Source organism: Methylobacterium aerolatum, assembly GCF_022179085.1.
GTDB lineage: Bacteria > Pseudomonadota > Alphaproteobacteria > Rhizobiales > Beijerinckiaceae > Methylobacterium > Methylobacterium aerolatum.
Map to the genome: position 1 here is coordinate 423,962 of NZ_BPQE01000011.1, position 25,446 is coordinate 449,407.

The window sequence follows — 25,446 nt, forward strand, 5'->3', positions numbered from 1 at the left end:
CGTCCGGCCCCACTCCTCAGGTTTTCTGTGGCGACGCAGGCGGCGCGCCGGGGCCATGCCCCTCGACAGGGAATGACGCGATGACCGCACAGAGCTTCCGTTTCGAGACCGACGCCGACGGCATCGCCCTGGCGACCTGGGACATGCCCGGCCGCTCCATGAACGTCATCACCGAAGCCGTGATGGACGAGCTGGCGGCCATCGTGGAGCATGTCGCCTCCGACCCGGCGATCAAGGGCTGCGTCATCGCCTCGGGCAAGGAGAACTTTTCCGGCGGCGCCGACCTCACCATGCTTCAGGGCCTGCGGGCCGCCTACGAGCGGTTGAAGGCCGAGGAGGGCGAAGAGGCGGCCATGCGCCGGTTCTTCGAGGAATCGCGCCGCCTGTCGCTGCTGTTCCGGCGGCTCGAGACCTGCGGCAAGCCCTTCGCCGCCGCGATCACCGGCCTATGCCTCGGCGGCGCCTTCGAACTGGCGCTCTCGTGCCATTTCCGGATCGCGTCGGACGATCCGCGCACCCGCGTCGGCCTGCCCGAGATCAAGGTCGGCCTCTTCCCCGGCGGCGGCGGCACCCAGCGCGTCGCCCGGCTGATGCAGACCGCTGACGCGCTCCAGATGCTGTTCAAGGGCGAGCAGATCCGCGCGCCGATGGCCAAGGGCATGGGCCTCGTCCACGCCGTGGCGCCGACGGCCGAGATCGTGGAGCGGGCCAGGGCCTGGATCCGCGAAGGCGGCTCGGCGGTGGCGCCCTGGGACGTGCCGAAGTTCAAGGCGCCGTCCGGCCGCGTCCACTCGCCCGCCGGCATGATGATCTGGCCCCCGGCCAACGCGATCTACCGGCGCGAGACCCACGACAACTATCCGGCCGCCAAGGCGATCCTGCAATCCGTCTACGAGGGCCTGCAACTGCCGATGGACCTCGCCCTCAAGGTCGAGAGCCGGTACTTCGCGCATATCCTCCGCACCAAGGAGGCGGCGGCGATGATCCGCACGCTGTTCCTCTCCATGGGCGAACTCAACAAGGGCGCCCGCCGCCCGAAGGACGTGCCGCCGGCGCAGCTGCGCAAGGTCGGCGTCGTCGGCGCCGGCTTCATGGGCGCGGGTGTCGCCTACGTCACCGCCCAGGCGGGCTTCGAGGTGGTGCTGATCGATCAGTCGGCCGAGGCGGCCGAGAAGGGCAAGGCCCACGCGCACGGCCTCATCACCGGCCAGATCAACCGGGGCCGCGCCAAGACCGCCGACCGGGACGCGCTGCTGTCCCGGATCACCGCCACGGCGGATTACGGCGCGCTGGCGGGCTGCGACCTCGTCATCGAGGCGGTCTTCGAGGACCCGCGGGTCAAGGCCGAGGTGATCGGCCGGATCGAGGCGGTGATCGGGCCGCAGACCGTCTTCGCCTCCAACACCTCGACGCTGCCGATCACCGGCCTCGCCCGGCATTCGCGGCGGCCGGAGCAGTTCGTGGGCATCCACTTCTTCTCGCCCGTCGAGAAGATGATGCTGGTCGAGATCATCCGCGGCGGCGCCACCGGCGACGCGGCGGTGGCCGTGGCGCTCGACTACGTGCGCGCGATCAAGAAGACGCCCATCGTGGTCAACGACTCGCGCGGCTTCTTCGCCAACCGCTGCGTGGGCGCCTACCTCCTGGAGGGCCACAAGATGCTGGCCGAGGGCGTGCCGCCGGCGATGATCGAGAGCGCAGGGCGGCAGGCGGGGATGCCGGTCGGCCCGCTCTCCCTCACAGACGAGGTGGCCCTCGACCTGATCCTGAAGATCGCCCGGGCGACGGAGGCGCAGGTCGGCCCGCAGGCCGTCGATCCCGCTCAGAAGACCATCCTGACGCGGATGGTCGAGGGCGAGGGCCGCCTCGGCCGCAAGAACCGCAAGGGCTTCTATGATTATCCCGAAGGCGCGCCGAAGCGCCTCTGGCCGGGCCTCGCGGAGTTGCAGCCGGACCGGCTCGCCCCCGAGGATGTGGACTTCACCGAACTGAAGCACCGGCTCCTCGTGGTGCAGGCACTGGAGGCCGCCCGCACCGTGGGCGAGGGGGTCGTCACCGACCCGCGCGAGGCGGATGTCGGCTCGATCCTCGGCTTCGGCTTCGCCCCGTTTACCGGAGGCGTGCTCTCCTACATCGACTTCATGGGCCCGTCGGCCTTCATCGGTTTGGCCCGGCAGTTGGAGGCGCGGCACGGCGCCCGCTTCGCGGTACCGGACAGCCTGACGGCGATGGCTGCTTCGGGGGGAACGTTCTACGGGGCGGGCAAGCAGGCCGCCTGACCCGGGCGGATGCCGGCGGCGTCGTCCTGCGGCAGCCGCGTGAGTTGCTCCAGCATGACCGTCCGCGCGCAGGCACTGAACGCCTGCGCCAGACGGCTTCGCGTGGGATCCGGCGGGAAGAGCAGGGCGAAGTGCACCGGCAGGGCCGGCGCGATGGGTCGGATGGCGATGGGCGAGACCAGCGCCTCCTCGTAGGCGGCCAAGGGGTTCATCACGCTGATCCCGAGGCCCGCCGCCACGAGGGCGCAGATCGCCGAGCCGAGACCGGCCTCGGCCGTGACGCTCACCTCGGTTCTGGCCGCCGCCAGCATCCCATCGATCCGGTCGCGCAGGGCGCTGCCGAGGGAGGCGGCGATGAAGGGCTCTCCCCGCAGGTCCGTCACCGTCAGCAATGGGCGATTTGCGAGCGGATGGCCCAGGGGTAGGACGGCCACGCAATCGAGTGTCAGAACGTGGTCGAGGTCCGCCGCGGGCATGGCCCCGTAGACCATGGTCATCGCCGCATCGCAGAAGCCCGTGGCGATCCATTCGTTCACCGCTTCGTCGTCGCCCGAATGGATCGCGACCACGACGCCGGGATGGTCTAGCTGGAAGCGGGCGACCGCCCGCGCCAGCAGGCCGCCCGCGAGCCGGGGCATGGCGGCGACCCGGAGACGCTCGGCGCCGAAGGCCCGGATGCGGCCGGCGGCCGCCTCCAGACTGGCGAGGCCGACGAAGGCACGCTCGACCTCCGCATGGAACCGCGTTCCGTCGAGCGTCGGGATCAGGCGACTGCCGCCCCGGTCGAACAGCGGCAGACCGGTGATCCCTTCGAGCTGCCCGATCAGACGGCTGACCTGAGGCTGCGACGTGTGCAGCCGCCGGCTCGCCTCCGTCATCGACCCGGTGGCCATCACCGCCCGGAACGCCTCGATATGGCGGAAGCTCATGCGCCGGGAGGTCATATCATTTCCGTATGGGCGGGTGGTGAATCGGAATTGGACGCCGGTTTCGCAGCCAGCTTACCATCGCACCGTCAAGCTCTCGGACGACCGTATTCCCCGTCGAAGACGGGCCGCCGTCGAGCAACCGGAGGTGGAGCGGTGAAGAAAATCCTTACTGCAGTTGTGGTCTGCGGATTGGGAATGCTCAATACTGCTCCCGCCTCGGCGGAAGGCAGCGGTCGTTTGGACAGGATTCGCGAGACGGGCCGCATCACCCTTGGCTTCCCGGATGCCTCGCCGCCCTTCGCCTTCCTCGATGGCGATGCCAAGCCGGTGGGTTATACCCTTGAGATATGCGAGCATGTCGCGCAGAAGCTCAAGGCCGCCCTGGGCCTGAAGGCCCTCGACGTACGGTACACGCCGGTCATGTCGGCGACCCGGATCCCGCTCATCGACAACGGGACCATCGACCTCGAATGCGGGACCGCGACCAATCTGCCGGAGCGGCATAAGCTGGTGAGCTTCGCGCCGACGACCTTCGTGACGCAGGTGGTGCTCGTCGCCCGCAAGGACAGCACGGTGGACGTGAACGACCTCTCGACCTTCCGGGGCAAGGCGATCTCGGCGCAGGCGGGGGGCCAGACCCAGCGTGTCGTGGTGCGCGAGAGCGCCCGCGACAAGCTCGACATCCAGGTCCTGCCGGCCAAGGACACGGCGGAAGCGTTCCTGCTCCTCGAAACCGGCCGCGCCGCGGGTTCCGCCAACGACGACGCCCTGGCCCATGCCTCCGTCGCCGGCGCCAAGCAGCCGAAGGACTTCGTGATCGGGACGAAAGGGCTGGAATTCGCGCCCTACGGCATCCTCGAACCGAAGAACGATCCGGCCTTCAAGGCGGCGGTGGACACGGCGGTGGTGGAACTCATCAAGGACGGCACCGTGGCGGGCCTCTACCGCAAGTACTTCGAGCAGCCGATCCCGCCCAAGGGGATCAACCTGGAATTGCCGATGAACGACGTCCTGAAACGCGCCCTCGCCAATCCCACCGATTCCGGTGACGAGGCGGCCTATCGATGATCGAGTTCGACGGCGACGACCGGGTCGACCTGCGCAGCGACACCGTCACGCGCCCGACGGCCGCGATGCATGAACGGATGCGCCGGGCGAAACTCGGCGACGACGGCCTGGAAGGCGATCCGACGGCGCGGGAACTGGAGGAGGTCGCGGCCTCGATCCTCGGCAAGGACGCCGCGCTGCTCGTGCCGACCTGCACCATGGCCAACCTCCTGGCGGTGCTGGCGCAGGTCCAGCGCAGCGAGCAGGTGTTGCTGGAAGCCTCGGCCCACATGGTCACCACCGAGCGCGGGGCGGCGACGCTGACCGGCGCCTTCCTGCTGGGACTTCCGGGCCGGGACGGCGCGATGGATCTCGACCGGCTGTCGGAGGCGCTGCGACCCTCGTCGAGCCCCCTGCGGACGGCCATGGTGGCGATGGAGACCACGCACAACGCGGCGGGCGGGACGGTGCCCCCGCTGGCGCATATGCAGGCCGTGGCCGACCTGGCGCGGGCGAGGGGCGCCCGCGTCCATCTCGACGGGGCGAGGCTGCCGAACGCGGCCATTGCCCTCGGCGAGAAGCCGGCGGCGCTTGCGCGGTACACGGACACCGTGGCCCTGTGCCTGTCGAAGGGGCTCAGTGCCCCGGTCGGCGCGGTGCTGGCCGGTGACCGGGCGGTGATCGAGGCGGCGCGGCGCCTGCGCAAGATGATCGGCGGGACACAGCGGCAGGTCGGCCTCATGGCCTCCGCCGGTCTCGAGGCGTTGACGACCATGGGCGATCGCCTGGGCGAGGACCACGCCCGCGCCCGCGACCTGTCCGACGGCCTCAACGCGCTCGGCGGTCCGATCTCGGCGGCGATTCCGCGGACCAACATCGTGCAGGTGGACGTGTCCGCCACGGGGCGCGATGCCGAGCGCTGGGTGGCGGACCTCGATGCGGCGGGCCTGCGCGTCCGCCCGCTCGGCACGACCCACCTCCGCCTCGTGACCCACCGGCACATCGAACCCGCCGACGTGCCCCGCGCGCTCGACGCCTTCCGGCTCTGCCTCGACGGCGGGGCCGCCTGACGCCTCATGCCGCCCCGGCGATCCGCGTCGCCAGCACGGCGAGGTCGGTGTGGTTGTCGGAGAGAAGATCGGTGATGTCGCCGATTTCCAGGGCCTTCACGTGGCGGCAGCGCTGGCCGAAGCGCCCCGCCATGCAGGTGCAGCGCAGGACCGCGCCGCTGGTGCGCTCCTCCAACGTGACGGTGTAGCGGTTGCCGGTGGAGCCGCGCATGAGGAAGCTCAGGGCGGCCGAGGACGGCTTCGGCGACGCTGTCCGCTCGATCACCGGCGCCCGGTCCGCGAGCCACCCCGGAACGGGGGTGACGGGCACGCCGATCGCGTCGGCGAGGTCGTGGATATCCCCCGTCCCGGTCTCCGCCATGGCGGCGAGGGCGATGCGCGCGCAGGCATAGGCGTCCTCGCCGGCATCGTGGTGCTCGAAGGCGATCCCGAGTCGGCGGGCGACCTTGCCGAGGCCGCACCCCTCCGGTGCGGGGAAGACCCGCCGGGCGATCTGCACGGTGCAGAGGTAGGACAGGTTCGGGATGGCGAGGCCCGCCCGCCGCAGGCCGGACCGCAGCACGCCGATGTCGAAGGTGGCGTTGTGGGCGAGGATCACCCCACTCGACAGGTCCGAGAGGTAGGGCGCCATCACCTCCCCGAAGCCGGGCTCGTTCGCCACATCCGCCGGCAGGATGCCGTGGACGCGGATGTTGCCGGGCGAGAACCGCATCTCCGGCGGCCGGATGAGGTGGCTCACCCGCCGCACGACGTGACCGCCCTCGATCCAGGCGAGGCCGACGGCGCAGGCGCTGTCGCGCCGTTCGTTGGCGGTCTCGAAGTCGAGGGCGAGGGTGATCATGGGGCGAGGGGCGGCGGGCTGTAGCTCCCGGTTTACGCCGCCGGCGACTCCCGCTTCAACCCTGCTCGACCATCGTGAGCCAATCCGCCTCGCTCACGACCTTCACGCCGTGCTTCTCGGCGTCCTTCAGCTTCGAGCCGGCGCCGGGACCCGCCACGACGAGGTCGGTTTTGGCCGAGACGGAGCCGGAGACCTTGGCCCCGAGGCGTTCGGCGATGGCCTTTGCCTCGTTGCGGGTCATGCGCTCAAGGGAGCCGGTGAAGACCACCGTCTTGCCGGCGAAGGCGCTGGAGGCACCCGCGCGCTCCATCGGCTCGGTGCGGACCTGCCCGAGGAGTTCGCCCACCGCGTCCGCGTTGTGCGGTTCGGCGAAGAACTGAATCAGGGCGTCGGTGGCCACGGGGCCGATCTCGCCGTCGTCGGCGAAGACGCGGTAGGCGTCCTTCGGGATCTGGCCGGCCGCCCGGCCTATCGCCGCGCGGGCCGTGTCCTCGTCGCCGTAATGCGCCACGAGGGCGTCCCGCTGGCTCGCCGTCAGACGGACCGGCTCACCCGGAGCCTCACCCTCGGCGGGGGGAGGGGGCGCCTCGAGCAGCTTGTCGCGGGTCGTCGGGCCGATCCGGGGTACGGTCGTGAGCTCGATCCAGTCCGGCCCGCCCTGACCCTCCGCGGCCGCCTCGATTCCCGCGATGAGGGCGGGCATGTCGTCGTAGCGCTTCGCCAGCGCCTTGGCGGTCGCCTCGCCGATCTGCGGAATGCCCAACGCGAAGAGCAGCCGGTTGAGGGGGATCGTGCGGCGGGCCTCGACGCCCGCGAGGAGATTCTTGATCGCCTTGTCCTCGTCGTCGCCCTTCTTCTTCGTGGCCTTCTTCGGCGGTTCGGCGCCGGCCCGCCGCTCGGCGGACAGGGCTTCCCGCCGGGCCACCACGGCGGCCTTCAGCTTCTCGAAATCGAGCCGGAACAGGTCCGCCGGCTGGCGCACGAGCCCCGCCTCGAACAGCACCTCGATATAGGTCTCGCCGAAGCCCTCGATGTCGAAGCCGTTGCGGGAGACGAAATGCTTCAGCCGCTCCACCCCCTGCGCCGGGCAGATCAGGCCGCCGGTGCAGCGCCGGACCGCGTCGAGCTTGCCCGTGCGCGGATTGATCGCCCGCGCTGCGCGGCTGCCGCAGGCGGGGCAATGGTCGGGAAAGGCGAAGGGCTTGGCATCGGCCGGGCGCTTGGCGAGGTCGACATCCCTCACCTTGGGGATCACGTCCCCGGCGCGGACCACCGTCACCGTGTCGCCGACGCGGATGTCCCGGCCCTCGCGGATGGGCTCGCCGTCGGCGCCGACGCCCTTCACGTACCCCTCGTTGTGGAGCGTCGCGTTCGACACCACGACGCCGCCCACCGTGACCGGGCGCAGCTTGGCCAACGGGTTGAGGGAGCCGGTGCGCCCGACATTGATGACGATGTCCTCCAGCACCGTCGTCGCCTCCTCGGCGGCGAACTTGTGCGCCAGAGCCCAGCGGGGCGAGCGCGAGACGAATCCGAGCCGCTTCTGCAGGGCGATGTCATCGACCTTGTAGACCACGCCGTCGATGTCGTAGCCGAGATGAGCCCGGTCCGTGGCGATGGCGGCGTAATGGGCGAGCATTCCCCCGGTGTCGGTGAAGGTGCGCGTGCGCGGGTTCACCGGGAGGCCCCAGGCCGCGAACCTTTCCAGCACGCCGGATTGCGTGCCGGCGATCGCGTCGGAGACCTCGCCCCAGGCATAGGCGAAGAACCGCAGGGGGCGGGAGGCCGTCACCGCCGGATCGAGTTGGCGCAGCGATCCCGCGGCCGCGTTGCGCGGGTTGGCGAAGAGGGGCTTGCCGGCGGCCTCCTGGCGGGCATTGATCGCGGCGAAATCCCCATGCGACAGATAGACTTCGCCCCGAACCTCGCAGACATCCGGCCAGCCGCTGCCGCCGAGCGTCTGCGGGATGTCGTGGACGGTGGCGGCGTTCGCCGTGACGTTCTCGCCCACCTCGCCGTCGCCCCGGGTGGCGGCGGTGACGAGGCGGCCCTTCTCGTAGCGCAGCGACAGGGACAGGCCGTCGATCTTCGGCTCGGCGGTGAAGGCGAGGGGCTTGTCGTCGGGCCATCCGAGGAAGCGGCGGACCCGCGTGACGAAATCCTCCACCTCCTCGGGGGCGAAGGCGTTGCCGAGGGACAGCATCGGCACGGCGTGGCGGACCTTGGCGAACTTCTCCGAGGGCTTGGCGCCCACCGAGGCGCTCGCCGCGCCAGTCCCGGCGAGATCGGGAAAGGCGGCCTCGATGACTTCCAGCCGCCGCCGCAACTGATCGTACTCGGCGTCGGAGATCTCCGGCGCGTCCTCCTGGTGGTAGAGCCGGTCGGCCTCCGCGATCTGCTCGGAGAGCCGGGCGTGCTCCTCGCGGGCCTCGTCGGGGGTCAGGCGGGACAGGTCGGGCTGCGCGGCGCTCATGGGGCGCTTCTAGCGCATCGGCGCGGGCCGGGGAGGGAGGGACCGTCGATCCGTTCACACCTTCGAGGCCAGAACCGGAGGGCGGCATGACGCACGCGACCGTCGTGGTGGTGGATCTGCGGATCGATCCGGCCTCCCTTCCCGCCTGCGAGGCCGTCCTCGACGGCGAGGAAAGGCAGCGCGCCGGGCGATTCCTGCGGGAGGCCGACCGTTGGCGCTTCATCGCGAGCCACGCCGCGATGCGGATGATCCTGGGACAGGCGCTGGCGGCCTCCCCGTCGATCCTCGCCTTCGCCCGGGAAGAGGGCGGCCGCCCCTTCCTCGTCGGACCGGGGGAGGGGCTGCTCGATTTCAGCCTGTCCCATTCCGGCGATCACGCGGTCATCGGTTTCGTACGGGGGACGAGGATCGGTGTCGATATCGAGGCGCGGCGACCGTTGGCGGATGCCCTGCGCATTGCCGGCAGCCATTTCGCCGCCGACGAGACGGCGGCGCTGGCGGCGTTGCCCCCTCCCGCCGTCGAGGCTTCTTTTTTCGGACTATGGACGCGGAAGGAGGCCGTGGTGAAGGCGCTCGGCACGGGGCTTTCCCTCCCGCTCTCCCGCTTTTCCGTCTCCGTCCCACCGAAGCCGCCGCTCATGCTGCGGCAGGTAGGAATCGGGACGGGCTGGACCCTCGCGGAGATCTCCGCGCCGCCCGGGACGGAGGCCACGGTGGCCGTGACCACGGAGGCGGCGCGCATCACGGTCGAACACCTCGCACCGGGCTGGGCGGACACCATCGCCGAGAAATGACGTCAGGGCGCTTGCGGCCCGGTGAGGGCGTCGCTATAAGCCGCCTCGCCGGTCGGAGACGAACTCGCCCACCGGCCTTCGGAGTGTAGCGCAGTCTGGTAGCGCACCACGTTCGGGACGTGGGGGTCGCAGGTTCAAATCCTGCCACTCCGACCACACTAACTACGACTTGGCTGGGTCCCGAAGCCGCCGAGTCCCTCGCCCCCTCAATGCGTTCAGTTCCGCGTGTCCGATCCGTTGCTCGGTACCGCCGAAGGCGCGTCGTCCGCAGACATTACGGATTGTGACCGCAGGGTGAGGTGGACGGACACAAGAGCAGCCGTGGCGGCGGCTAGGCATGTTGTCTGCTCACGCCAGCCGCTGACCAATCGCGTGCGCGTTGCCCACACAGCCTGCAGCCGATCGTCGAAGTGCCTTGCTCAAGCCGCATCTGCACGCGCAGGCTGTCGCCGCGAGGTCGCGCCGTTAACCGGTTCGGCCTATGACAAGCGGGACGAAGCGAAGCACAACCACGGAGCAAGGGCGTGGCTGAGACGCGCAAACCGGGGCTGTTGGCGGTAGGATCGCCGCGTCGGCGTCGCTAAACCTGATGGGACGGCTCGACATCGCGGTGGCAGCGTGACTCATCCCCGTCGCATGGCGGCTTCGGCAGAGCGGCCCGAACTCACCGACGAACAGCGCCGGGCGCTCCGCATCCTGGCCGACTGCTTCGCCGATGACGGCATCGTGGACGATGCCCGCAACATCCGCGACGCGCTGGACCGCCTCGAAATCGAGGAGATCCGGGCGTCCGACGCCGAGGCGGACGCGACCGCTCTCCGCACCCGGCTGGACGAAACCGAGCGTCGCCTGCGAGCCGCCGAGGCCGCCGCCGCGCGGGACGGCTGGAAGCGCCGGGCCGAATCCGCCGAAGGCAAGATCGACCGGCTGATCGAGGAGCGCAACGAGGCGCGTTCCGCGGCCCAGGCCGTCCTGACCTCGCTGAAGTCCCAGGGACAGGCCAGCGACTCGTCCGAGGCCGCGATGGTCGCATTGCGGCAGCGGGTCCTCGATCTGGAACATGCGCTCATCGATGCGCGGGAGGCCATGCGGGATTGCGCGCAGCGCCTCGCCCGCGCGCCGGACGCCCCGAGCGCTCCGGAGCAAGCCGACATCGAGGCGTCGCCCGGCGTCGCCGGGGACGAGAACGTCTGACACCCGCCGAACGCGCGTCTTGCGTCTTGTGTCCTGAGCGAGGAGGGCTCTTGGACACGGCCCGTGCCGCGGCGGCGACATCGCCGCCCGATTCCTCGAAGTCTATCCGTGGAGGATCACCGATCCACCGGTATGATCGTACGTATAAGTCGCTGTTGCGATCCTGTCTCACCGATTGCAGAAGTCTCGGGAACTGGATGAGGCCCGCTTCCCTTCTCCCTGCGATTACGGCAAAGCCCGCGGCCCGCGCGGAAGACCACGATGCCCGGACGACATCCCCTGACGGCGCGCGCCATTCGTGCGCGGCGCTGCACCCCTGTCCTGATCGTCCTCGCCCTTTCGCAAGGTGCGTCGGCCGAGCCGGCGAGGCATGGCCGCGAGCCCGGCGACCGGGACGTGGAGGCCACGGCATCGGTGACGCTGGAGCGGCTCAGCGTGGGATTGCTGCGCGTGGACAGGCCGTGGAACCCGGGGATCTGCATCGGCTGCGATGGCAACAACCGCTCGGCCTATGCCCGCCTCGGCGCGAGGCGGGCGCGCTGAACCGCGGGGCCGGAATCAGGTCCGGTGGCTGTTGCGCAGTAGGCCGAGGAGGCCGGTGCAGGCGATGAAGCACCCGACGCTCATCGCGCATAGGCAACTGATGGTGCGAACCGGCTCGCCACGAGCCAGGACGATCGCCACCGTCAGGGGAATGACGGCCAGGACGAGGAGAACGGTCATCGCACACCTCTCTGCGGAACGGGCACGACGCTAGCGGCGCAATGGTTAACGGATGGTCAGCGGGTCCCCGAAACGGTCCGATCTCCCGCGGACAGGCCCGGAATCATTTGACTTGCCGGAAGTCGGCTCTCTAATTCGCGGAGCGGTCTAAAACTGAGGAGGAAGCATGCGGTCGTTGCGCGTCACCGGTCACGGCGTCGACCTGGGTGAGAGCCTCCGCAGCAGGGTCGAGGAGAGGATGGCGGCGACGCTGTCGAAGTACCTCGACACCCACATGCAGGACGGATGCACCGGCCACGTCACACTGCGCCGCGATGGCACGGCCTTCCGCACCGATTGCGTGCTTCACCTCGTCTCCGGCCTGACGATGGAAGCCGTGGGCAGCGCCCACGATCCCCGCGCCAGCTTCGAGCAGACCGCCGACCGGCTGGAGACCCGGCTGCGGCGCTACAAGCACCGCCTGAAGGAGCACGCCAACTCGCCGAAGGATGGCGCCCTCGAAGCCGCCTACGCGGTCCTCGCCCCGCCGGAGGACGATGAACCCGAGGCCGAGCCCGAGGTGGAGGGCGACGCCCATCCGCCGATCGTGGCCGAGAGCACGAAGGCCCTGCAGCGCCGCACCGTCGGCGAGGCGGTCACGGCCCTGGACCTGACAGGATCGCCCGTCATTGTTTTCGTCCATGCTGGCACGGGGCGCGTCAACATCGTATACCGGCGGAGCGACGGAGCCATCGGTTGGGTCGATCCCCCAGGCGCCGGAGCCTGAGCCCACAGGCTCAGACGGAACAGAGCCGGAACCGGCGCCTGCATCCGACCATTGGACACGGGATATGCCGGCCTCTCGGCTTGCCTATCGGTCTGGAAGGGGGCTGGCTCCACTGGAGCCAGGCGACGGGGCAACGGTCTCCATGCCACTTCTCGAGTTTCTGGATCCCGATGCGGTGATCCCGTCTCTGCGTGCCCGCTCCAAGAAGCAGGTGTTGCAGGACCTCGCCGGGCAGGCCGCACGGCGCCTGCCCGCCCTCTCGGACCGGTCCGTCTTCGAGACGCTGCTCCAACGCGAACGGCTCGGCTCCACCGGGATCGGTGACGGCGTGGCGATCCCGCACGGTAAGCTGCCGGGGCTGGATCGCCTGCACGGGCTCTTCGCCCGGTTCGACCGGCCGGTGGACTTCGAGGCGCTGGACGGTCAGCCGGTGGACCTCGCCTTCCTTCTCCTCGCGCCGGAGGGCGCGGGGGCGGACCACCTCAAGGCCCTGGCGCAGGTCGCCCGCGTCCTGCGCGTGCCGGGAATGCTCGCCAGCATCCGCGCGGCCCGCGATGCGGGGGCGCTTTACGCCCTCCTCACCCGCAACGCCGCCTCCGAGGCTGCCTGAATGCCGATACGGCCGACCCTCCTCGTCGTGGCCCTGCTCTCGTCCGTCGTGGGCGCCGCCGCGCAGGGCGGCGACGGCACCTGCGCGCGCGACGTAGTGGTGGCTCAATCGATGCAGCGGCAAGCCATCGACCAGCTCGAACAGGCCGACCTGTCCGACCAAGCCAAGAGCTGCCGCGTTTGGCGGCGCCATGTGGACACGATGCGCCGCGTGGCGGCCGTCTACGGCCGTTGCCTTTCCGGCAGCGACCGGACCACGGGCCTCGCCCAGGTCCAGACTTCCGAGAAGGAATTCGCGCAGGCGATCCGCGAGCGCTGCAAGGGCGAGTGATACCCCCCCCGGACCCCTAGCCGGGCCCGCGCGCCTCAGTTCACGCCGCGCATCAGCGGTTCGGCGACCATCTTCACCGGCTTCCGGCGCCCGATCAGGATCGCGGCACGGGAGCGTTCCGGGTCGGTCTCGAAGCGGGTGCGCACCCAGCTGGCCAGGAACTTCAGATACTCCGAGGCCACCAGCCGTGCCGTCGGCGGATTGTGCCACCACGTGTCCGCATCGAAGCCGTCCGTCACCACCGGGTGGGGGACGATACGGTCGCTGTCCTGCAGGGCATGATCGAGTTCGATCAGGGTCCGCGGCATGTGGTAGTTCGAGGTCACGACGGCGACGGTGTTGAAGTGGTGCATCCGCATCCAGCGTCGGGTCTCGATGGCGTTGCCGATCGTGTTGCGCGCCCGGTAGTCGAGATCGACGCAGCAGGCGATCAGGTCGCGCTGGGTCGGGTTCAGGCGGGCCAGTTCCTCCCGGCTCGTCCGCTCGTTGACGCCGGTTATGAGCAGGCGGCGGCCGTAGCCGGCGGCGAGGAGGTTGATGGCGTCGCCGATGCGCTGGGCCCCTCCGGTCAGGGCGACGATCCCGTCCGTCCGCCCGTCGGGCGAACGCTCCTGCCGGGCGAGGGCGGCGACAAAGAGGAAGAAGCCGGCCGCGAATGCGAGGCAGCACAGACCGCCGACGACGGCGCCGAGGCCCAGGATCAGCGTCCGCAAAGGATGGCGGACCGCGCGGGACCGGGGCGATGCCGCGCATCCGTGCCAAGTCCAGCCGATGGCATCGGCGGTGAAGGAGACGGGAGCGCGCGTCATCCGCGGGTTCATCCTCCGGAGCTTAGCGCCGAATGCGGCGCCGTGGAGGCAGCCGCCCCGGCTGCCCACAGATCACTCACCCATTCCCTTGCCAATTCGTTAAGTCTCTTGCCGCTTTCGCTCCGTGCGGCCCCCATCGACGCAACCTCTTCGCGAGCCGGAATTCTCGCTTCCCGCTGGACGATCTAGGGCGAGGGCCGATCCGGTCGATTCGCGGAGCCGCGATCCCGCTCCGGCCGCACGAGCCTGGGTCCGGCGGATATCCTCCGAATCCACACCGCCCCGGCGGGCGGTGCAGGGCCGGAATGGTGAGGCCCTTCAGGCCAGGTAGCGCCGCACGGTGATTCGCGAGACGACCCCCGTGACCAGCGAGGCGATCACTCCGATGAGGGCGATGAAGACATAGCCGCGCAGGCCGATCTGGAAGGCGCCGAAAAGGGCCTCGATCTCCTGCCCCGCCGGCCCCGATTGCGTCGCACGGATCACCAAGCCCACCACGATGAAGGCCAGGATGGCGCAGCCTGCACCGATGCCGCCGCCGCGCAGGCCAAGGCCGAAGAAGCGCGCCTGGAAAGCCTTGGCGATGTAGTCGTCGCCGGCGCCGACGAAGTGCAGCACCTCCACCACCTCCCGGTTCCCCGCCATGGCGCCCCGCGTGGCGAAGGTGACAGCCAGCCCCGTGGCGATGAGCACGAGGATCACCATACCGATGCCGACGCCGACGAAGGCGTTCGCCGCCGTCGACAGGCGCTGGAGCCAGAGCCCATGGTCATCCAGCGTGGCGACTCCGGGCAGCGCCGCGGCGATCTTCGTCCGCAGGCGCCCGAGATCGGCCCTGTCGCCGACGATGCGCAGGGCGATCAGCCGGGGCACGGGCAGGTCGGTGAGGTCGAGCCCGGAGCCGAGCCACGGCTCCAGCAGGCGCTCGGATTCCGCCTTGGAGAAGATCCGCGTCTGGGAGACGCTCGGCTCCTCCTTCGCCAGGGCCTCGGCGCGGGCGACGTCGGCCTCCACGTTGCGCCCGGCCCCGGGCCGCACCTGGATCGTCACCTCCTGCGCCACGCTGGTCTGCCATTGCGTCGCGTTGGACGCGACGAGTTCCGCCGCCCCCGCGCAAAGCCCGGCCAAAAAGGTCAGGATCGCAATGACCGCTGCCAGCGAACGGCTGGCGGCCGTGTCCGTCGGAACCAGCGGCGCATTGCGCCGGAGGTTGACGGGCAGCGTGGGATCGGGGGAGCCCGCCGCGCCGGCGCGGGCCCGTGCCTTGGCAGCGATATTCATTCCTCGATCCGCAGGCGGCCGCTGTCGAGCACCATGCGCCGGGCATCGACGGCATCCATGATGCCGAAATCGTGTGTGGCGATGATCACGGAAGTCCCGAGCTTGTTCAGTTCGAGGAAGAGGCGGAGCAGGCGCCGCCCGAGGGCGGGATCGACGTTGCCGGTGGGCTCGTCGGCGAGGAGCAGGTCCGGCCGGGCGATGAGGGCGCGGGCGATGGCCGCGCGCTGCTTCTCCCCGCCCGACAACAGCGGGGGCAGGGCGTGCATCCGCTCGCCGAGGCCGACCCAGCGGAGCAACTCCACCACCTCCGCGCGATAGCTCGTCTCCGACCGGCCCTGCACGCGCAGGGGCAGCGCCACGTTCTCGTAGGTGGTGAGGTGGTCGAGCAGGCGGAAATCCTGGAACACCACACCCATCCGCCGCCGCAGGGCGGTGAGCTTGTCGCTGGAGATCCCGGAGACCTCCTCGCCGAAGATCGCGACAGTGCCGCGGGTCGGCCGGGCGGAGAGGAGGATGAGGCGCAGCAAAGTCGTCTTGCCCGCGCCCGAGGGGCCGGTGAGGAATTGGAAGGAGCGCGGTGCGATCCGGAAGCTCACGTCGGACAGCACCTCGGGCCCGAGGCCGTAGCGCATCCCCACGTGCTCGAACTGCACCACGGGCCGCTCGGCCCCCGGCAACAGGCTCTTCGTGTTTGCCTGAACGTTCAACGCCGTCCCGCCGCTTCGCCGCCCCCGCCCTCAACCGGGCCCGGAGCCGGTCCCGCGCCGGGGGGCGCGTTTCACGAACTTCGATCGATGGCCCGCACGGCGCCGAGGGGGCCGCACGGACGATCGGGTGAATGTCGTCCCGCCTTCGCCGGACGGGCCGAGATTTTCAAGGCCCGCCGCCGCCGCGGGCGATTCACGGCAGGTTAACCGTGTCCTGCCACGCTTCCTCAAGATTTTTTCGTTCGCCCCGTGCTCATTTGCCGGGGCCGACGCGCCGGGTGCTCCGCCGATGTTGATCACCTGTCCGACCTGCGCCAGCAGTTACCGCATCAACGCGGCGAAGATCGGGCCGGAAGGCCGGTCCGTGCGCTGCGCCGCCTGCCGGGAAACGTGGTTCCTGTCGCCCACCGATGCCCTCGCCGAGGGCGAGGAGCCCGCGGAGGTCCTCGCGGGCGCCGCCTCCGGCGACCCCGTGTCGGAGGCGGCCTGGGCCGAGGCGGCCTCGTCCGTGCGCGAATCGGCGATGGCCCAAGAGGCCGCCGCAGAGGCCGCCGCCGGGGCGCCGGCCACGATCCGGCGGACGAAGTCGGCCACGTCCCGGAAGCCGACGAAGCGGGCCGGCGGCAAGCGCCCGTCGCGGGGCGCCAAATCCCTGCCGCTGACGCCCGCGGCCTTCCTCGGCCTCGGCCTCCTCGCCAGCCTGCCGGTGGCCTGCCTCGCCCGCGCGCAGATCGTGGGCGTCATACCGCGCAGCGCGGCGCTCTTCGGCGCCATCGGGTTGCCCGTGAACCGGCGCGGCCTCGAGATCCGCGACGTCGTGGCCTACCAGAGCTCCGCCGAGGACGAGCAGCCCCGGGAACTCGTCGTCGAGGGCGACGTGGTCGGCGTCGGGCGGGGCGTCGTGCCGATGCCGCCGATCGCGGTGACGGTGAGCGACGCCGCCGGCAAATCCGTGACGACCTTCTCCGCACCGGCGCCCCGAAGCGTCCTCGGCGCGGGTGAATCCGCCCGCTTCCGCGCCAAACTCGCCGACCCGCCGACGCAAGGCCGGGTCGTGACCCTCCGTTTCGCGAACGCCGCGCCCAAGGGGCCCGCTCGGTCCGGCGAGGAATGAGCCTCCTGATCCCGCTGCGCAGCCCACCCCGCGACATCGCGGATGGCGGGGTGGGCTGCGCGCCGCGCCGCCGGGAGTTATAGCTGCGCCTGCGCTTGCCTAAGAGGCGCCGCCCGGGATCCTCCTGATGTCGTCGAACACCGTCGTCCTCCTCGCCTGCATCGCCGTCGCGGTGGTCCTCGTTCTCGGCCTCGCCAACATGATGCGCGGCGGGAGCCCCAACATCTCCCAGCGGCTGATGCGCCTGCGGGTGATCCTTCAGTTCGTAGCGATCGTCGTGATCATGGGCGTCGTCTGGTGGCGCTCCGCCTGAACGCGGCGGAAGGTGTGACCCCGGAGCCGCAGGCCGGGGTTTTTCGGGCCGTTGCGGGATGACGGCCCATTGCGGCCGAGATGTTCATGTTACGGTTGCGCACTTCGCTTTCCGTTCCGTCGATCTCTCGGGTTCGCATGACCGCCCTCTCCCGCGTCTCCGTCATCGGCCTCGTCTTCGGCGCGTCGTTCGTCTCGGCCCAGGCGGCCGACCTCGGCGCGGCCCCGGCGCCCGCCGCCTACTACGCGCCGGTCCAGCCCCTGAGCATCGTGTCGGAACTCCGCCTCGGCGGCGCGGTGCAGGATCCCGGCAGCGCCGAGGGCAAGGCCCGGGGCTTCGCCAAGGAGAACATTAACGGCGAGATCCTGTTCGCCAAGCCGCTCGTGTTCCAGGATCCGTTCTGGCAGGCGTTCATCCCGCGCCCGACGGTGGGCGGCAGCTACAACACCGGTGGCCGGACGAGCTACGCATACCTCGGCGCCACCTGGACGCTCGAGGTCTTCCCGGAGACGCTGGGCCGCAAGGTCTTCATCGACGGCTTCTTCGGCGGCGCGGCCCATAACGGCTACACCGGTCCGAAGGCTCAGACACCCTACGGCTTCAACACGCTCGGCTGCTCCCCGCTGTTCCGCGAGGCGGCGGCGCTGGGCTACCGCATCACCGAGCACTGGAGCATCATGGCCACGATCGAGCACATGTCGAACGCCGGCCTGTGCGCGAACAACCGCGGCCTGACGAATTACGGCGGGAAGATCGGCTACACGTTCTGAGGCCGCGGCCGGAGTGGACAAGCGGGCGTCGGACGTGAGACGACCGGTACGAGCCCCCTGACGGCGCGCCGCGCCCGGACCGGGGCGTGGACCGCTTGGGGGCAGTCTTGGTCACGCTGAACCGGATCTACACGCGCACCGGCGACAAGGGCACCACCGCCCTGGCCGACGGACAGCGCCGCTCGAAGGGCGACCTCCGGGTCGAGACCTACGGCACGGTGGACGAGACCAACTCCTGCATCGGCCTCGCCCGCCTCCATGCGGACGAGCACCTCGACCGGATGCTCGGCGCCGTCCAGAACGACCTTTTCGATCTCGGTGCCGATCTTGCGACGCCCGAGGGGCCGGAGAAGCTGCCCTACGAACCCCTGCGGATCGTTCCCTCCCAGGTCGAGCGGCTGGAGCGCGACATCGACGCCCTCAACGCCACGATTCCGCCGATCAAGTCCTTCGTGCTGCCCGGCGGCTCGCCCTGCGCCGCCGCGCTCCACCTCGCCCGCACCGTGTGCCGCCGGGCGGAACGCCTCGCCGTGCGGCTGTCCGAGACGGAGGGCGAGGTCATCTCGCCCGAGGCGGTGCGCTACCTGAACCGCCTGTCCGACTTCCTCTTCGTGGCCAGCCGGGCCGCGAACCGCAACGGCGAGGACGACGTCCTCTGGGTTCCGGGCGCGAATCGCTGACCGCACGCGGGCCAGCGGCGACGCGCCTTGCAGCCCTGCGTTGACAAGGCAGAAATGTGGCCGCTACGGTCCCGCCGCCTTTCGAGGCGGCCGGTGACGCGCGCCCTGCGCGACGGACCCCGCCCCGGACGAGAAGATCAACGGGAAGGATCGAGAGCGCCATGAAGGTTCTGGTGCCCGTGAAGCGGGTCGTCGACTACAACGTGAAGATCCGGGTGAAGCCGGATGGCTCGGGCGTCGAACTCGCCAACGTGAAGATGTCGATGAACCCGTTCGACGAGATCGCCGTCGAGGAGGCGATCCGCCTGAAGGAGAAGGGCAAGGCGACCGAGATCGTGGCCGTCTCGATCGGCCCGCAGCAGGCCCAGGAGACCCTGCGCACGGCCCTGGCGATGGGCGCCGACCGCGCCATCCTGATCAAGACCGACGTTACCTGCGAACCGCTGGCCGTCGCCAAGCTGCTCAAGGCCGTTGTCGAGAAGGAGAGCCCGCAGCTCGTCATCCTCGGCAAGCAGGCCATCGACGACGATTCGAACCAGACGGGCCAGATGCTCGGCGCCCTCCTCGGCTGGCCGCAGGGCACCTTCGCCTTCAAGGTGGAGATGGGCGAGGGCAGCCTGGACGTGACCCGCGAGGTGGACGGCGGCCTGCAGACCGTGACACTCAACCTCCCGGCCATCGTCACGACGGACCTGCGCCTCAACGAGCCGCGCTACGCCTCGCTGCCCAACATCATGAAGGCGAAGAAGAAGCCCCTCGACGAGTTGAACCCGGAGGCGCTCGGCGTCGACGTGTCGCCCAAGCTCACGGTGCTGAAGACGGTGGAGCCCGCCGGGCGCTCCGCGGGCATCAAGGTCGGGTCCGCTGCGGAACTCGTCCAGAAGTTGAAGACCGAGGCCGGAGTAATCTGAGCCTGACGATCCCTCGCCCGCGCTCCCGCTCCGGCGGTCGAGCGCGGCCCACCGCATACGGGGTTCCCCACACATGACCACGCTTCTTTTTGTCGAGCACGCCGACGGACAGGTAAAGGACGGCACGCTCAAGGCGCTCAGCGCCGCCAAGGACATCGGCGCGCCGATCCACGCCCTCGTTGCGGGCAGCACCGCCAAGGCCGCCGCCGAGGCCGCCGGCAAGCTCGACGGGGTCGAGAAGGTGCTGCTGGCCGAGGACGCCGCCTACGACCACGACCTCGCCGAGCCGGTCTCCGCGCTGATCGCGGCTGTGGCCGGCCCCTACGACACCATCGTGGCGGCGGCGACGACCACGGGCAAGAACGTGCTGCCCCGCGTGGCGGCGCTCCTCGATGTCGCCCAGGTCTCGGACATCATCAAGGTCGTCTCGGCCGACACCTTCGAGCGGCCGATCTACGCCGGCAACGCCATCCAGACTGTCCAGGCACCGGGACCCAAGCGGGTCGTCACGGTCCGCGCCGCCGCCTTCAAGCCGACGGGCGAAGGTGGGTCGGCGGCCCCGGTCGAGGCGGCCTCCGGCGCGGGCGCGGCGGCAGGCTCGACCTTCAAGAGCGAGGAGATCGCGAAGTCCGACCGGCCGGAGCTGGCGGGGGCGCGGATTATCGTGTCCGGCGGCCGGTCCCTCGGCTCCTCCGAGAAGTTCCACGAGCTCATCGAGCCCCTGGCCGACAGCCTCGGCGCGGCCGTAGGCGCCTCGCGCGCGGCGGTGGACGCGGGCTACGCTCCCAACGACTGGCAGGTCGGCCAGACCGGCAAGGTGGTCGCCCCCGATCTCTACGTTGCCGTCGGCATTTCCGGCGCCATCCAGCACCTCGCCGGGATGAAGGACTCGAAGGTCATCGTCGCCATCAATAAGGACGAGGATGCGCCGATCTTCCAAGTGGCGGATTACGGACTCGTCGGCGACCTGTTCCAGGTCGTGCCGGAACTCCAGTCCGAGATCGGCAAGGCCAAGTAGCATCGCCAATTCGTCCTCGCCCCGATGCGGGGCGGGGACCGCACGGTCTTTTGCCGGGTTTGTTGCACCGCACGGGCCAGCCGGGTTCCTTCGCGGCATGAGATTGGGCTAGATAGCCGGACGGCGTTTCGTTGCTCGCGCCAGCACACCGTCCGGCCCCTCCGCAGGCCGACGGTGCGACGGGCGCGGATCGGGGGCAAAAGGTCTTCAAATGGTCATCGAGATCAAGCGGGTCGGCATCATCGGCGCGGGCCAGATGGGCAGCGGCATCGCGCAGGTCTGCGCGGCGGCGGGTCTCGACGTTGTGCTGAACGACCGCGATCCCGCCCGCCTCGCGGCGGGCATCGACTCGATCGAGAAGGGCTATTCCCGCCTCGTCTCGAAGGGCTCGCTGGACGAGGCCGAGAGCCACGCCGCCCGGGAGCGGATCACGAGCGCGGCGACCTTCGGGGAGCTATCGCCCTGCGATCTCGTCATCGAGGCCGCCACGGAGCACGAGGCGACCAAGCGCGACATCTTCACGAACCTCTGCCAGCACCTTTCGCCCGAGGCGCTGGTGGCAACCAACACCTCGTCCATCTCCATCACCCGCCTCGCGGCGGCGACGGACCGGCCGGAACGGTTCATCGGCATTCACTTCATGAACCCGGTGCCGGTGATGCAGCTCGTGGAGCTGATCCGCGGCATCGCCACCGAGGACACGACCTACGAGGCGGCCAAGGGGTTCATCGGCAAGCTCGGCAAGACCGCGACGATGTCGGAGGATTTTCCGGCCTTCATCGTCAACCGCATCCTGCTGCCGATGATCAACGAGGCGATCTACACGCTCTACGAGGGCGTCGGCTCCGTGGAGTCCATCGATACGGCGATGAAGCTCGGCGCCAACCATCCAATGGGGCCGTTGCAGCTCGCCGACTTCATCGGCCTCGATACCTGTCTTTCGGTGATGCAGGTGCTCTACGAGGGACTGGCCGATTCGAAGTACCGGCCCTGTCCGCTGCTAGTGAAGTACGTCGAGGCCGGCTGGCTCGGGCGGAAGACGAAGCGCGGCTTCTACGATTATCGCGGTCCGAACCCGGTTCCGACGCGCTGAGGGTTATCCCGGCCAGCACGACACCTGTAGCGCAGCGACGGCGGACGACCTGAGCACGGGCCGTAGTCTCGGCACGCAAAAGGCCGGGTACTCGGCGCACCCGGCCTTTTTCAGAGCTTACTTCGCGTCGTTCGCGCTCTTCTGCGCGGGCTGGGGATAGGACGGGTTGCCACCCGGCACCGCGGTCGAGTTCGAGGTGGACGTGCCGCCCGTACCGGTCACGGAGCCGGTGATCTCTTTGCGGGACGCATCCTGGCTCTGAGACGCCCAATCCTTCGGGGAATTGGCGCCGTTCCAGGTCAGCAGCCCGATCGTGGCGACGGCCATAAGCGCGAGGCTTCCCAGCAGCACCCACAGGACCGGCTTGCTGTTGCGCTCGCCCTGACGGCCCTCCGTCGTGGTCAGTTTCTCGGCCATCGGTCGCTCCTTGCTGTCTTGACGCGACATGCCATCAGCCGGCCGCGACACAATCTCGTTACCGCCGCCAACGCGGCGGTCGCTGGGGCGGTTCCGGTTGGCAAGGACGCTCAGCGCCCGGTGGTCAGCAGGATCTTTCCGAGATGCGCGCTCGATTCCATGAGTTCGTGCGCCCTTTTCGCCTCCTCCAGCGAAAAGGTTGCGTGGGTCACCGTGCGGATGCGGCCGCTGGCAAGGTGCGGCCACACGTCCTTGCGCAGGCCGTCGGCGATGGCGGCCTTCGCGGCCTTTGGCCGGGGCCGGAGGGTGGAGCCCGTGAAGGTCAGGCGATTCGTCATGATGGTCGAAATGTTCAGGCCATCGACCTTGTACCCGCCCATCAGCGCGATCATCACGAGGCGCCCGTCCTGGGCGAGGGACTTGAGGTTGCGGGCGAGGTAGGCCGCGCCGATCATGTCGAGGATCACGTCCACGCCTCGCTTGTCTGTCAGGCGCTTCACCTCCTCCACGAAATCCGCTTGCTTGTAGTCGATGGCGGCGTGGGCCCCGAGGTCCTCGCAGAAGCGGCACTTGTCGGCCGAGCCCGCCGTGGCGAAGACGGTCGCGCCGAAGAGCTTGGCGATCTGAATCGCGGTGGCGCCGATGCCGCTCGATCCGCCATGGACCAGGAACGTCTCCCCGGAGGCGAGGCGGCCCCGCTGAATCACGTTCGAATAGACGGTGAAGAAGGTCTCGGGCAGGCCGCCGGCATCCACGAGGGAGACGGCGTCCGGTCGCGGCAGGCAATGGCCCGCCTCGGCAACCGCGTATTCGGCATAGCCGCCGCTGATGACGAGGGCGCAAACCTCGTCCCCCAGAGACAAGCCCTGGACACCCTCGCCGAGGGCGACGATCCGCCCCGACACTTCGAGGCCCGGGATCTCCGTGGCGCCGGGCGGCGGCGGATAGGCCCCCTGGCGCTGGGCGACATCCGGCCGGTTCACGCCCGCCGCGACCACCTCGATGAGCACCTGGCCCGCGCTCGGGGAAGGCACCGGCGCCTGTTCGATCCCGATCACGTCCGGAGCGCCGGTGCCGTCGTAGCGGATGCGGCGCATGGATTCGGGCAAGCTCGGACTGGCGGCCATGTGGGATCTCCCGTTCGCCCCATCGTCCGGGGCCGTCGTTTCCTGGGGGTAGATGCGCGCTTCAACCGCGGCGGCAAGCGCGGCGGCCGCTCAGCGGGTGCCGTACATCCGGTCGCCGGCATCGCCCAGGCCCGGGACGATGTAGCCGTGGTCGTTCAGATGGCTGTCGATGGACGCGGTCCAGACGGGCACATCGGGGTGGGCCTGCCCCAGCTTCGCGAGCCCCTCGGGGGCGGCGAGCAGACAGACGAAGCGCAGATCCACGGCACCCCGGGCCTTCAGCCGATCGAGGGCGGCGATGGCGGAATTGGCGGTGGCGAGCATCGGATCGAGCACGAGAACCGTCCGGTCCGCGAGGTCGGACGGAGCCTTGAAGTAGTATTCCACCGCCTCCAGGCTCTCGGGGTCGCGGTAGAGGCCGATATGCGCCACGCGCGCCGAGGGCACGAGGGAGAGCATCCCATCCAGAAAGCCGACCCCGGCCCGCAGGATGGGGGCGAGGACGAGCTTCTTGCCCTGGATCTGGCGGCCGCTCATCGGCCCGATCGGCGTCTCGATCTCGACGGGTTCGAGGGGGAGGTCGCGGGTCACCTCGTAGGCGAGCAGCATCCCGATCTCGTTGAGAAGCCGCCGGAACCCCTGGGTCGAGCGCTCCTTGTCCCGCATCAGGGTCAGCTTGTGCTGCACCAGGGGATGCCCGACCACCGTCACCCGATCCGCCGACATCGCCCCTCCCCATCCGGATGGCGCAGCTTTGCCGGAGGCGACGCCGGGGCGCAACGATTCGCGACGGCCGTACGAAAAAACCGCGCCGGACCCGTGGGGCCCGGCGCGGTGGGAGGATCCGTCATCGTCGCGAAGGTACTCGCGGGCGTCAGACGGAGCGGGTGCCGTCCTGGCCGGAGGCCCGGCGCTGGGCCATGAACGCATCGAACTGCTCGCGGTCCTTGGCCCGCTTCAGCTCCTCGACGAAGGCGGCGAAGGCGCGGCTTTCCTCTTCGAGGGCCCGACGTTGGGCTTCGAGCCGGTCGAGTTCGGTGCGGCGGTACTCGTCGAAGGCGGCGTTCCCGCTTCCGCGGTTGGCGGCCTCGAAGGCGCGGGCGAAGCGCGAGACGGGCCGGGCATTCTCGAAACCGCCGAAGCCCCGGCGGGCACTGTCACGCAACTCGTTGAAGGCCGGATAGCCTGCGAACTTCCAGGCGAGGAGCGCCAAGCCAATCGGCCACCAGTAGATGAAGCCGACGACGATGGCGCCGATCTCGAAGGACCGGCGGGGGAAGGGACCGGAGCGGCAGGCGCGGCCGGTGGCGAAAGGAGGGGTCGTGGTCGTGTTCACGGGCAAGCTCCGCGTTCATGTGAACAGCGTTAACATGCGAACGGCGCGAGCAGCTTTCAAGGGCGGCCGCCGGGCTTCTCAATCCCGGGGGGCGGACCTCTCGCGGGGGGCCGCCCCGTGAACCAGGGCGAGAACGCCCGCGCGCAGCAACTCGTATTTGTCCGGGATGCCGGGGCCGGAGGGGAGATGTCCCGCCGATGCGAGGGTCGCGATGCCGTGGGCCAATGCCCAGACCTCCAGGGCGATGAAGCGCGGCGTCACACCCGCGAACCCCTCGGTGAAGGTCGCCTGAAGGGCCTCGACCAGCAAATCGAACGGGCTGGGCCGGTCCGTCGATTCGGGCGCGGCGTGGACCCCCCGCGTCTCGAAGATCGCGGCGTAGTAGGCGGGCTCGTCCTCCGCGAAGGCGAGGTAGGCCTCGCCCATCCGCGTGAAGCGCTCGAGGGGCGTGCCGCGCGAGGTGAGGGCGCGGGCCAAGCGTTCCGCCAGTTCGTTGAAGCCGCGCCCGGCCAGCTCTTCGAGGAGGGCCTCTCGCCCGCGAAAGTGACGGTAGAGGGCGGCCGGTGTGACGCCGACGAGACGCGCGGCCTCCACGAGGGTGAACCCGCCGATGCCCCGCTCGGCGATGAATCGCCGTGCGGCTTCGATCAGGGCCTCCTTGAGGTTGCCGTGATGATAGCTGCGCCGGTCGCCCGGTCCTTCCCTCCAGTGTCGCAAGACACCGATACTCCCACCTGACGAATAGCTTGCAGACCCGCAACCGTTCTCGGGCCGGCACCGGCCCTCCGGTGCCGGGTGCATTACGGGCGAACCC

At 70.0% G+C, this 25,446-nt stretch carries 28 protein-coding genes and 1 tRNA gene; 17 read left to right on the forward strand and 12 right to left on the reverse strand.

Annotated elements, in window-relative coordinates:
* The first annotated feature begins 80 nt into the window (after positions 1-80).
* Complete coding sequence (locus MFF06_RS08830; RefSeq protein ID WP_238202955.1) at positions 81-2,279, forward strand: FAD-dependent oxidoreductase; 2,199 nt, start codon at positions 81-83, stop codon at positions 2,277-2,279.
* On the opposite strand, the gene MFF06_RS08835 is transcribed toward MFF06_RS08830, so the two are convergent.
* Positions 2,252-3,223 carry a LysR substrate-binding domain-containing protein gene (locus MFF06_RS08835; RefSeq protein ID WP_238202957.1) on the reverse strand — a complete coding sequence of 324 codons (972 nt, stop codon included), beginning with the start codon at positions 3,221-3,223 and terminating at the stop codon, positions 2,252-2,254. The two genes, MFF06_RS08830 and MFF06_RS08835, sit on opposite strands and share 28 nt — an antisense overlap.
* A 180-nt stretch (positions 3,224-3,403) precedes the next feature.
* Here MFF06_RS08835 and MFF06_RS08840 point away from each other — a divergent pair, with 180 nt between their 5' ends.
* Together MFF06_RS08840 and MFF06_RS08845 are read left to right on the forward strand one after the other, a co-directional pair.
* Positions 3,404-4,276, forward strand: coding sequence for an amino acid ABC transporter substrate-binding protein (locus tag MFF06_RS08840; RefSeq protein ID WP_238202959.1), 873 nt, complete (start codon positions 3,404-3,406; stop codon positions 4,274-4,276).
* Entirely contained in the window at positions 4,273-5,325 is a 1,053-nt protein-coding gene (locus MFF06_RS08845) for a threonine aldolase family protein (RefSeq protein ID WP_238202961.1), read from the forward strand. Before MFF06_RS08840 ends, MFF06_RS08845 begins: the two co-directional genes overlap by 4 nt.
* Positions 5,326-5,329: 4 nt before the next feature.
* On the opposite strand, the gene MFF06_RS08850 is transcribed toward MFF06_RS08845, so the two are convergent.
* The gene (locus tag MFF06_RS08850; protein ID WP_238202962.1) at positions 5,330-6,166 is read right to left on the reverse strand and encodes a 3'-5' exonuclease; all 837 of its coding nucleotides are present in this window, start codon (positions 6,164-6,166) and stop codon (positions 5,330-5,332) included.
* 55 nt (positions 6,167-6,221) lie between these two features.
* Positions 6,222-8,639, reverse strand: a complete 2,418-nt coding sequence (gene ligA / locus MFF06_RS08855) for an NAD-dependent DNA ligase LigA (RefSeq protein ID WP_238202963.1) — start codon at positions 8,637-8,639, stop codon at positions 6,222-6,224.
* Between the two features lie 86 nt (positions 8,640-8,725).
* Here ligA and MFF06_RS08860 point away from each other — a divergent pair, with 86 nt between their 5' ends.
* The 4 genes from MFF06_RS08860 to MFF06_RS08875 all read left to right on the forward strand — a co-directional run bounded on the left by MFF06_RS08860 (position 8,726) and on the right by MFF06_RS08875 (position 11,170).
* Entirely contained in the window at positions 8,726-9,433 is a 708-nt protein-coding gene (locus MFF06_RS08860; RefSeq protein WP_238202964.1) for a 4'-phosphopantetheinyl transferase family protein, read from the forward strand.
* Between the two features lie 79 nt (positions 9,434-9,512).
* A tRNA-Pro gene (locus tag MFF06_RS08865) sits at positions 9,513-9,589 on the forward strand.
* Positions 9,590-10,069: 480 nt separating this feature from the next.
* A complete protein-coding gene (locus MFF06_RS08870; RefSeq protein WP_238202965.1) occupies positions 10,070-10,627 on the forward strand; it encodes a hypothetical protein in 558 nt (185 codons plus the stop codon).
* 261 nt (positions 10,628-10,888) lie between these two features.
* Positions 10,889-11,170, forward strand: a complete 282-nt coding sequence (locus MFF06_RS08875) for a hypothetical protein (protein WP_238202966.1) — start codon at positions 10,889-10,891, stop codon at positions 11,168-11,170.
* A gap of 15 nt (positions 11,171-11,185) precedes the next feature.
* Here the strand turns inward: MFF06_RS08875 and MFF06_RS08880 are convergent, their stop codons facing one another.
* On the reverse strand, positions 11,186-11,350 hold the full coding sequence (locus MFF06_RS08880) for a hypothetical protein (RefSeq protein ID WP_238202968.1): 165 nt from the start codon (positions 11,348-11,350) through the stop codon (positions 11,186-11,188).
* Between the two features lie 166 nt (positions 11,351-11,516).
* Here MFF06_RS08880 and MFF06_RS08885 point away from each other — a divergent pair, with 166 nt between their 5' ends.
* The 3 genes from MFF06_RS08885 (at position 11,517) to MFF06_RS08895 (ending at position 13,056) form a co-directional block, all read left to right on the forward strand.
* The gene (locus tag MFF06_RS08885) at positions 11,517-12,116 is read left to right on the forward strand and encodes a ribosome hibernation promotion factor (RefSeq protein WP_238202970.1); all 600 of its coding nucleotides are present in this window, start codon (positions 11,517-11,519) and stop codon (positions 12,114-12,116) included.
* Positions 12,117-12,258: 142 nt separating this feature from the next.
* Positions 12,259-12,726: a PTS IIA-like nitrogen regulatory protein PtsN gene (ptsN, locus tag MFF06_RS08890; RefSeq protein WP_238202972.1), complete on the forward strand. Its 468-nt coding sequence runs from the start codon at positions 12,259-12,261 to the stop codon at positions 12,724-12,726.
* Positions 12,727-13,056, forward strand: a complete 330-nt coding sequence (locus MFF06_RS08895) for a hypothetical protein (protein ID WP_238202974.1) — start codon at positions 12,727-12,729, stop codon at positions 13,054-13,056.
* 35 nt (positions 13,057-13,091) lie between these two features.
* Here the strand turns inward: MFF06_RS08895 and MFF06_RS08900 are convergent, their stop codons facing one another.
* From MFF06_RS08900 to ftsE, 3 genes are all read right to left on the reverse strand, one after another.
* Positions 13,092-13,865, reverse strand: a complete 774-nt coding sequence (locus MFF06_RS08900; RefSeq protein ID WP_238202976.1) for a YdcF family protein — start codon at positions 13,863-13,865, stop codon at positions 13,092-13,094.
* Positions 13,866-14,183: 318 nt separating this feature from the next.
* The gene (locus tag MFF06_RS08905) at positions 14,184-15,146 is read right to left on the reverse strand and encodes a cell division protein FtsX (RefSeq protein ID WP_238202978.1); all 963 of its coding nucleotides are present in this window, start codon (positions 15,144-15,146) and stop codon (positions 14,184-14,186) included.
* Positions 15,143-15,853 (reverse strand): cell division ATP-binding protein FtsE, encoded by a 711-nt coding sequence (gene ftsE / locus MFF06_RS08910; RefSeq protein WP_283207254.1) that lies wholly within the window; start codon positions 15,851-15,853, stop codon positions 15,143-15,145. The genes MFF06_RS08905 and ftsE overlap by 4 nt, the downstream gene beginning before the upstream one ends.
* A 289-nt stretch (positions 15,854-16,142) precedes the next feature.
* On the opposite strand from ftsE, the gene MFF06_RS08915 reads away from it, so the two are divergent.
* The 7 genes from MFF06_RS08915 to MFF06_RS08945 all read left to right on the forward strand — a co-directional run bounded on the left by MFF06_RS08915 (position 16,143) and on the right by MFF06_RS08945 (position 21,752).
* Positions 16,143-16,967: a zinc-ribbon domain-containing protein gene (locus MFF06_RS08915; protein WP_238202980.1), complete on the forward strand. Its 825-nt coding sequence runs from the start codon at positions 16,143-16,145 to the stop codon at positions 16,965-16,967.
* Positions 16,968-17,094: 127 nt separating this feature from the next.
* The gene (locus MFF06_RS08920; RefSeq protein ID WP_238202981.1) at positions 17,095-17,280 is read left to right on the forward strand and encodes a twin transmembrane helix small protein; all 186 of its coding nucleotides are present in this window, start codon (positions 17,095-17,097) and stop codon (positions 17,278-17,280) included.
* 137 nt (positions 17,281-17,417) lie between these two features.
* Positions 17,418-18,050: an acyloxyacyl hydrolase gene (locus tag MFF06_RS08925; RefSeq protein WP_238202982.1), complete on the forward strand. Its 633-nt coding sequence runs from the start codon at positions 17,418-17,420 to the stop codon at positions 18,048-18,050.
* A gap of 107 nt (positions 18,051-18,157) precedes the next feature.
* Positions 18,158-18,730, forward strand: coding sequence for a cob(I)yrinic acid a,c-diamide adenosyltransferase (locus MFF06_RS08930; protein ID WP_238203092.1), 573 nt, complete (start codon positions 18,158-18,160; stop codon positions 18,728-18,730).
* A 161-nt stretch (positions 18,731-18,891) separates the two neighbouring features.
* Positions 18,892-19,641: an electron transfer flavoprotein subunit beta/FixA family protein gene (locus tag MFF06_RS08935; protein ID WP_238202983.1), complete on the forward strand. Its 750-nt coding sequence runs from the start codon at positions 18,892-18,894 to the stop codon at positions 19,639-19,641.
* A gap of 73 nt (positions 19,642-19,714) precedes the next feature.
* Positions 19,715-20,659, forward strand: a complete 945-nt coding sequence (locus MFF06_RS08940) for an electron transfer flavoprotein subunit alpha/FixB family protein (RefSeq protein ID WP_238202984.1) — start codon at positions 19,715-19,717, stop codon at positions 20,657-20,659.
* A gap of 211 nt (positions 20,660-20,870) precedes the next feature.
* Positions 20,871-21,752 carry a 3-hydroxybutyryl-CoA dehydrogenase gene (locus tag MFF06_RS08945; RefSeq protein WP_238202985.1) on the forward strand — a complete coding sequence of 294 codons (882 nt, stop codon included), beginning with the start codon at positions 20,871-20,873 and terminating at the stop codon, positions 21,750-21,752.
* Between the two features lie 117 nt (positions 21,753-21,869).
* Here MFF06_RS08945 and MFF06_RS08950 read toward each other — a convergent pair whose 3' ends face one another.
* From MFF06_RS08950 to MFF06_RS08970, 5 genes are all read right to left on the reverse strand, one after another.
* Positions 21,870-22,169 carry a hypothetical protein gene (locus MFF06_RS08950; RefSeq protein ID WP_238202986.1) on the reverse strand — a complete coding sequence of 100 codons (300 nt, stop codon included), beginning with the start codon at positions 22,167-22,169 and terminating at the stop codon, positions 21,870-21,872.
* A gap of 110 nt (positions 22,170-22,279) precedes the next feature.
* On the reverse strand, positions 22,280-23,296 hold the full coding sequence (locus tag MFF06_RS08955) for an NAD(P)H-quinone oxidoreductase (RefSeq protein WP_238202988.1): 1,017 nt from the start codon (positions 23,294-23,296) through the stop codon (positions 22,280-22,282).
* Positions 23,297-23,386: 90 nt separating this feature from the next.
* Positions 23,387-24,022 (reverse strand): uracil phosphoribosyltransferase, encoded by a 636-nt coding sequence (upp, locus tag MFF06_RS08960; RefSeq protein ID WP_238202991.1) that lies wholly within the window; start codon positions 24,020-24,022, stop codon positions 23,387-23,389.
* Between the two features lie 148 nt (positions 24,023-24,170).
* Entirely contained in the window at positions 24,171-24,632 is a 462-nt protein-coding gene (locus MFF06_RS08965; protein ID WP_238202992.1) for a DUF2852 domain-containing protein, read from the reverse strand.
* Positions 24,633-24,710: 78 nt separating this feature from the next.
* Positions 24,711-25,349: a TetR/AcrR family transcriptional regulator gene (locus MFF06_RS08970; protein WP_238202993.1), complete on the reverse strand. Its 639-nt coding sequence runs from the start codon at positions 25,347-25,349 to the stop codon at positions 24,711-24,713.
* Positions 25,350-25,446 lie beyond the last annotated feature (97 nt).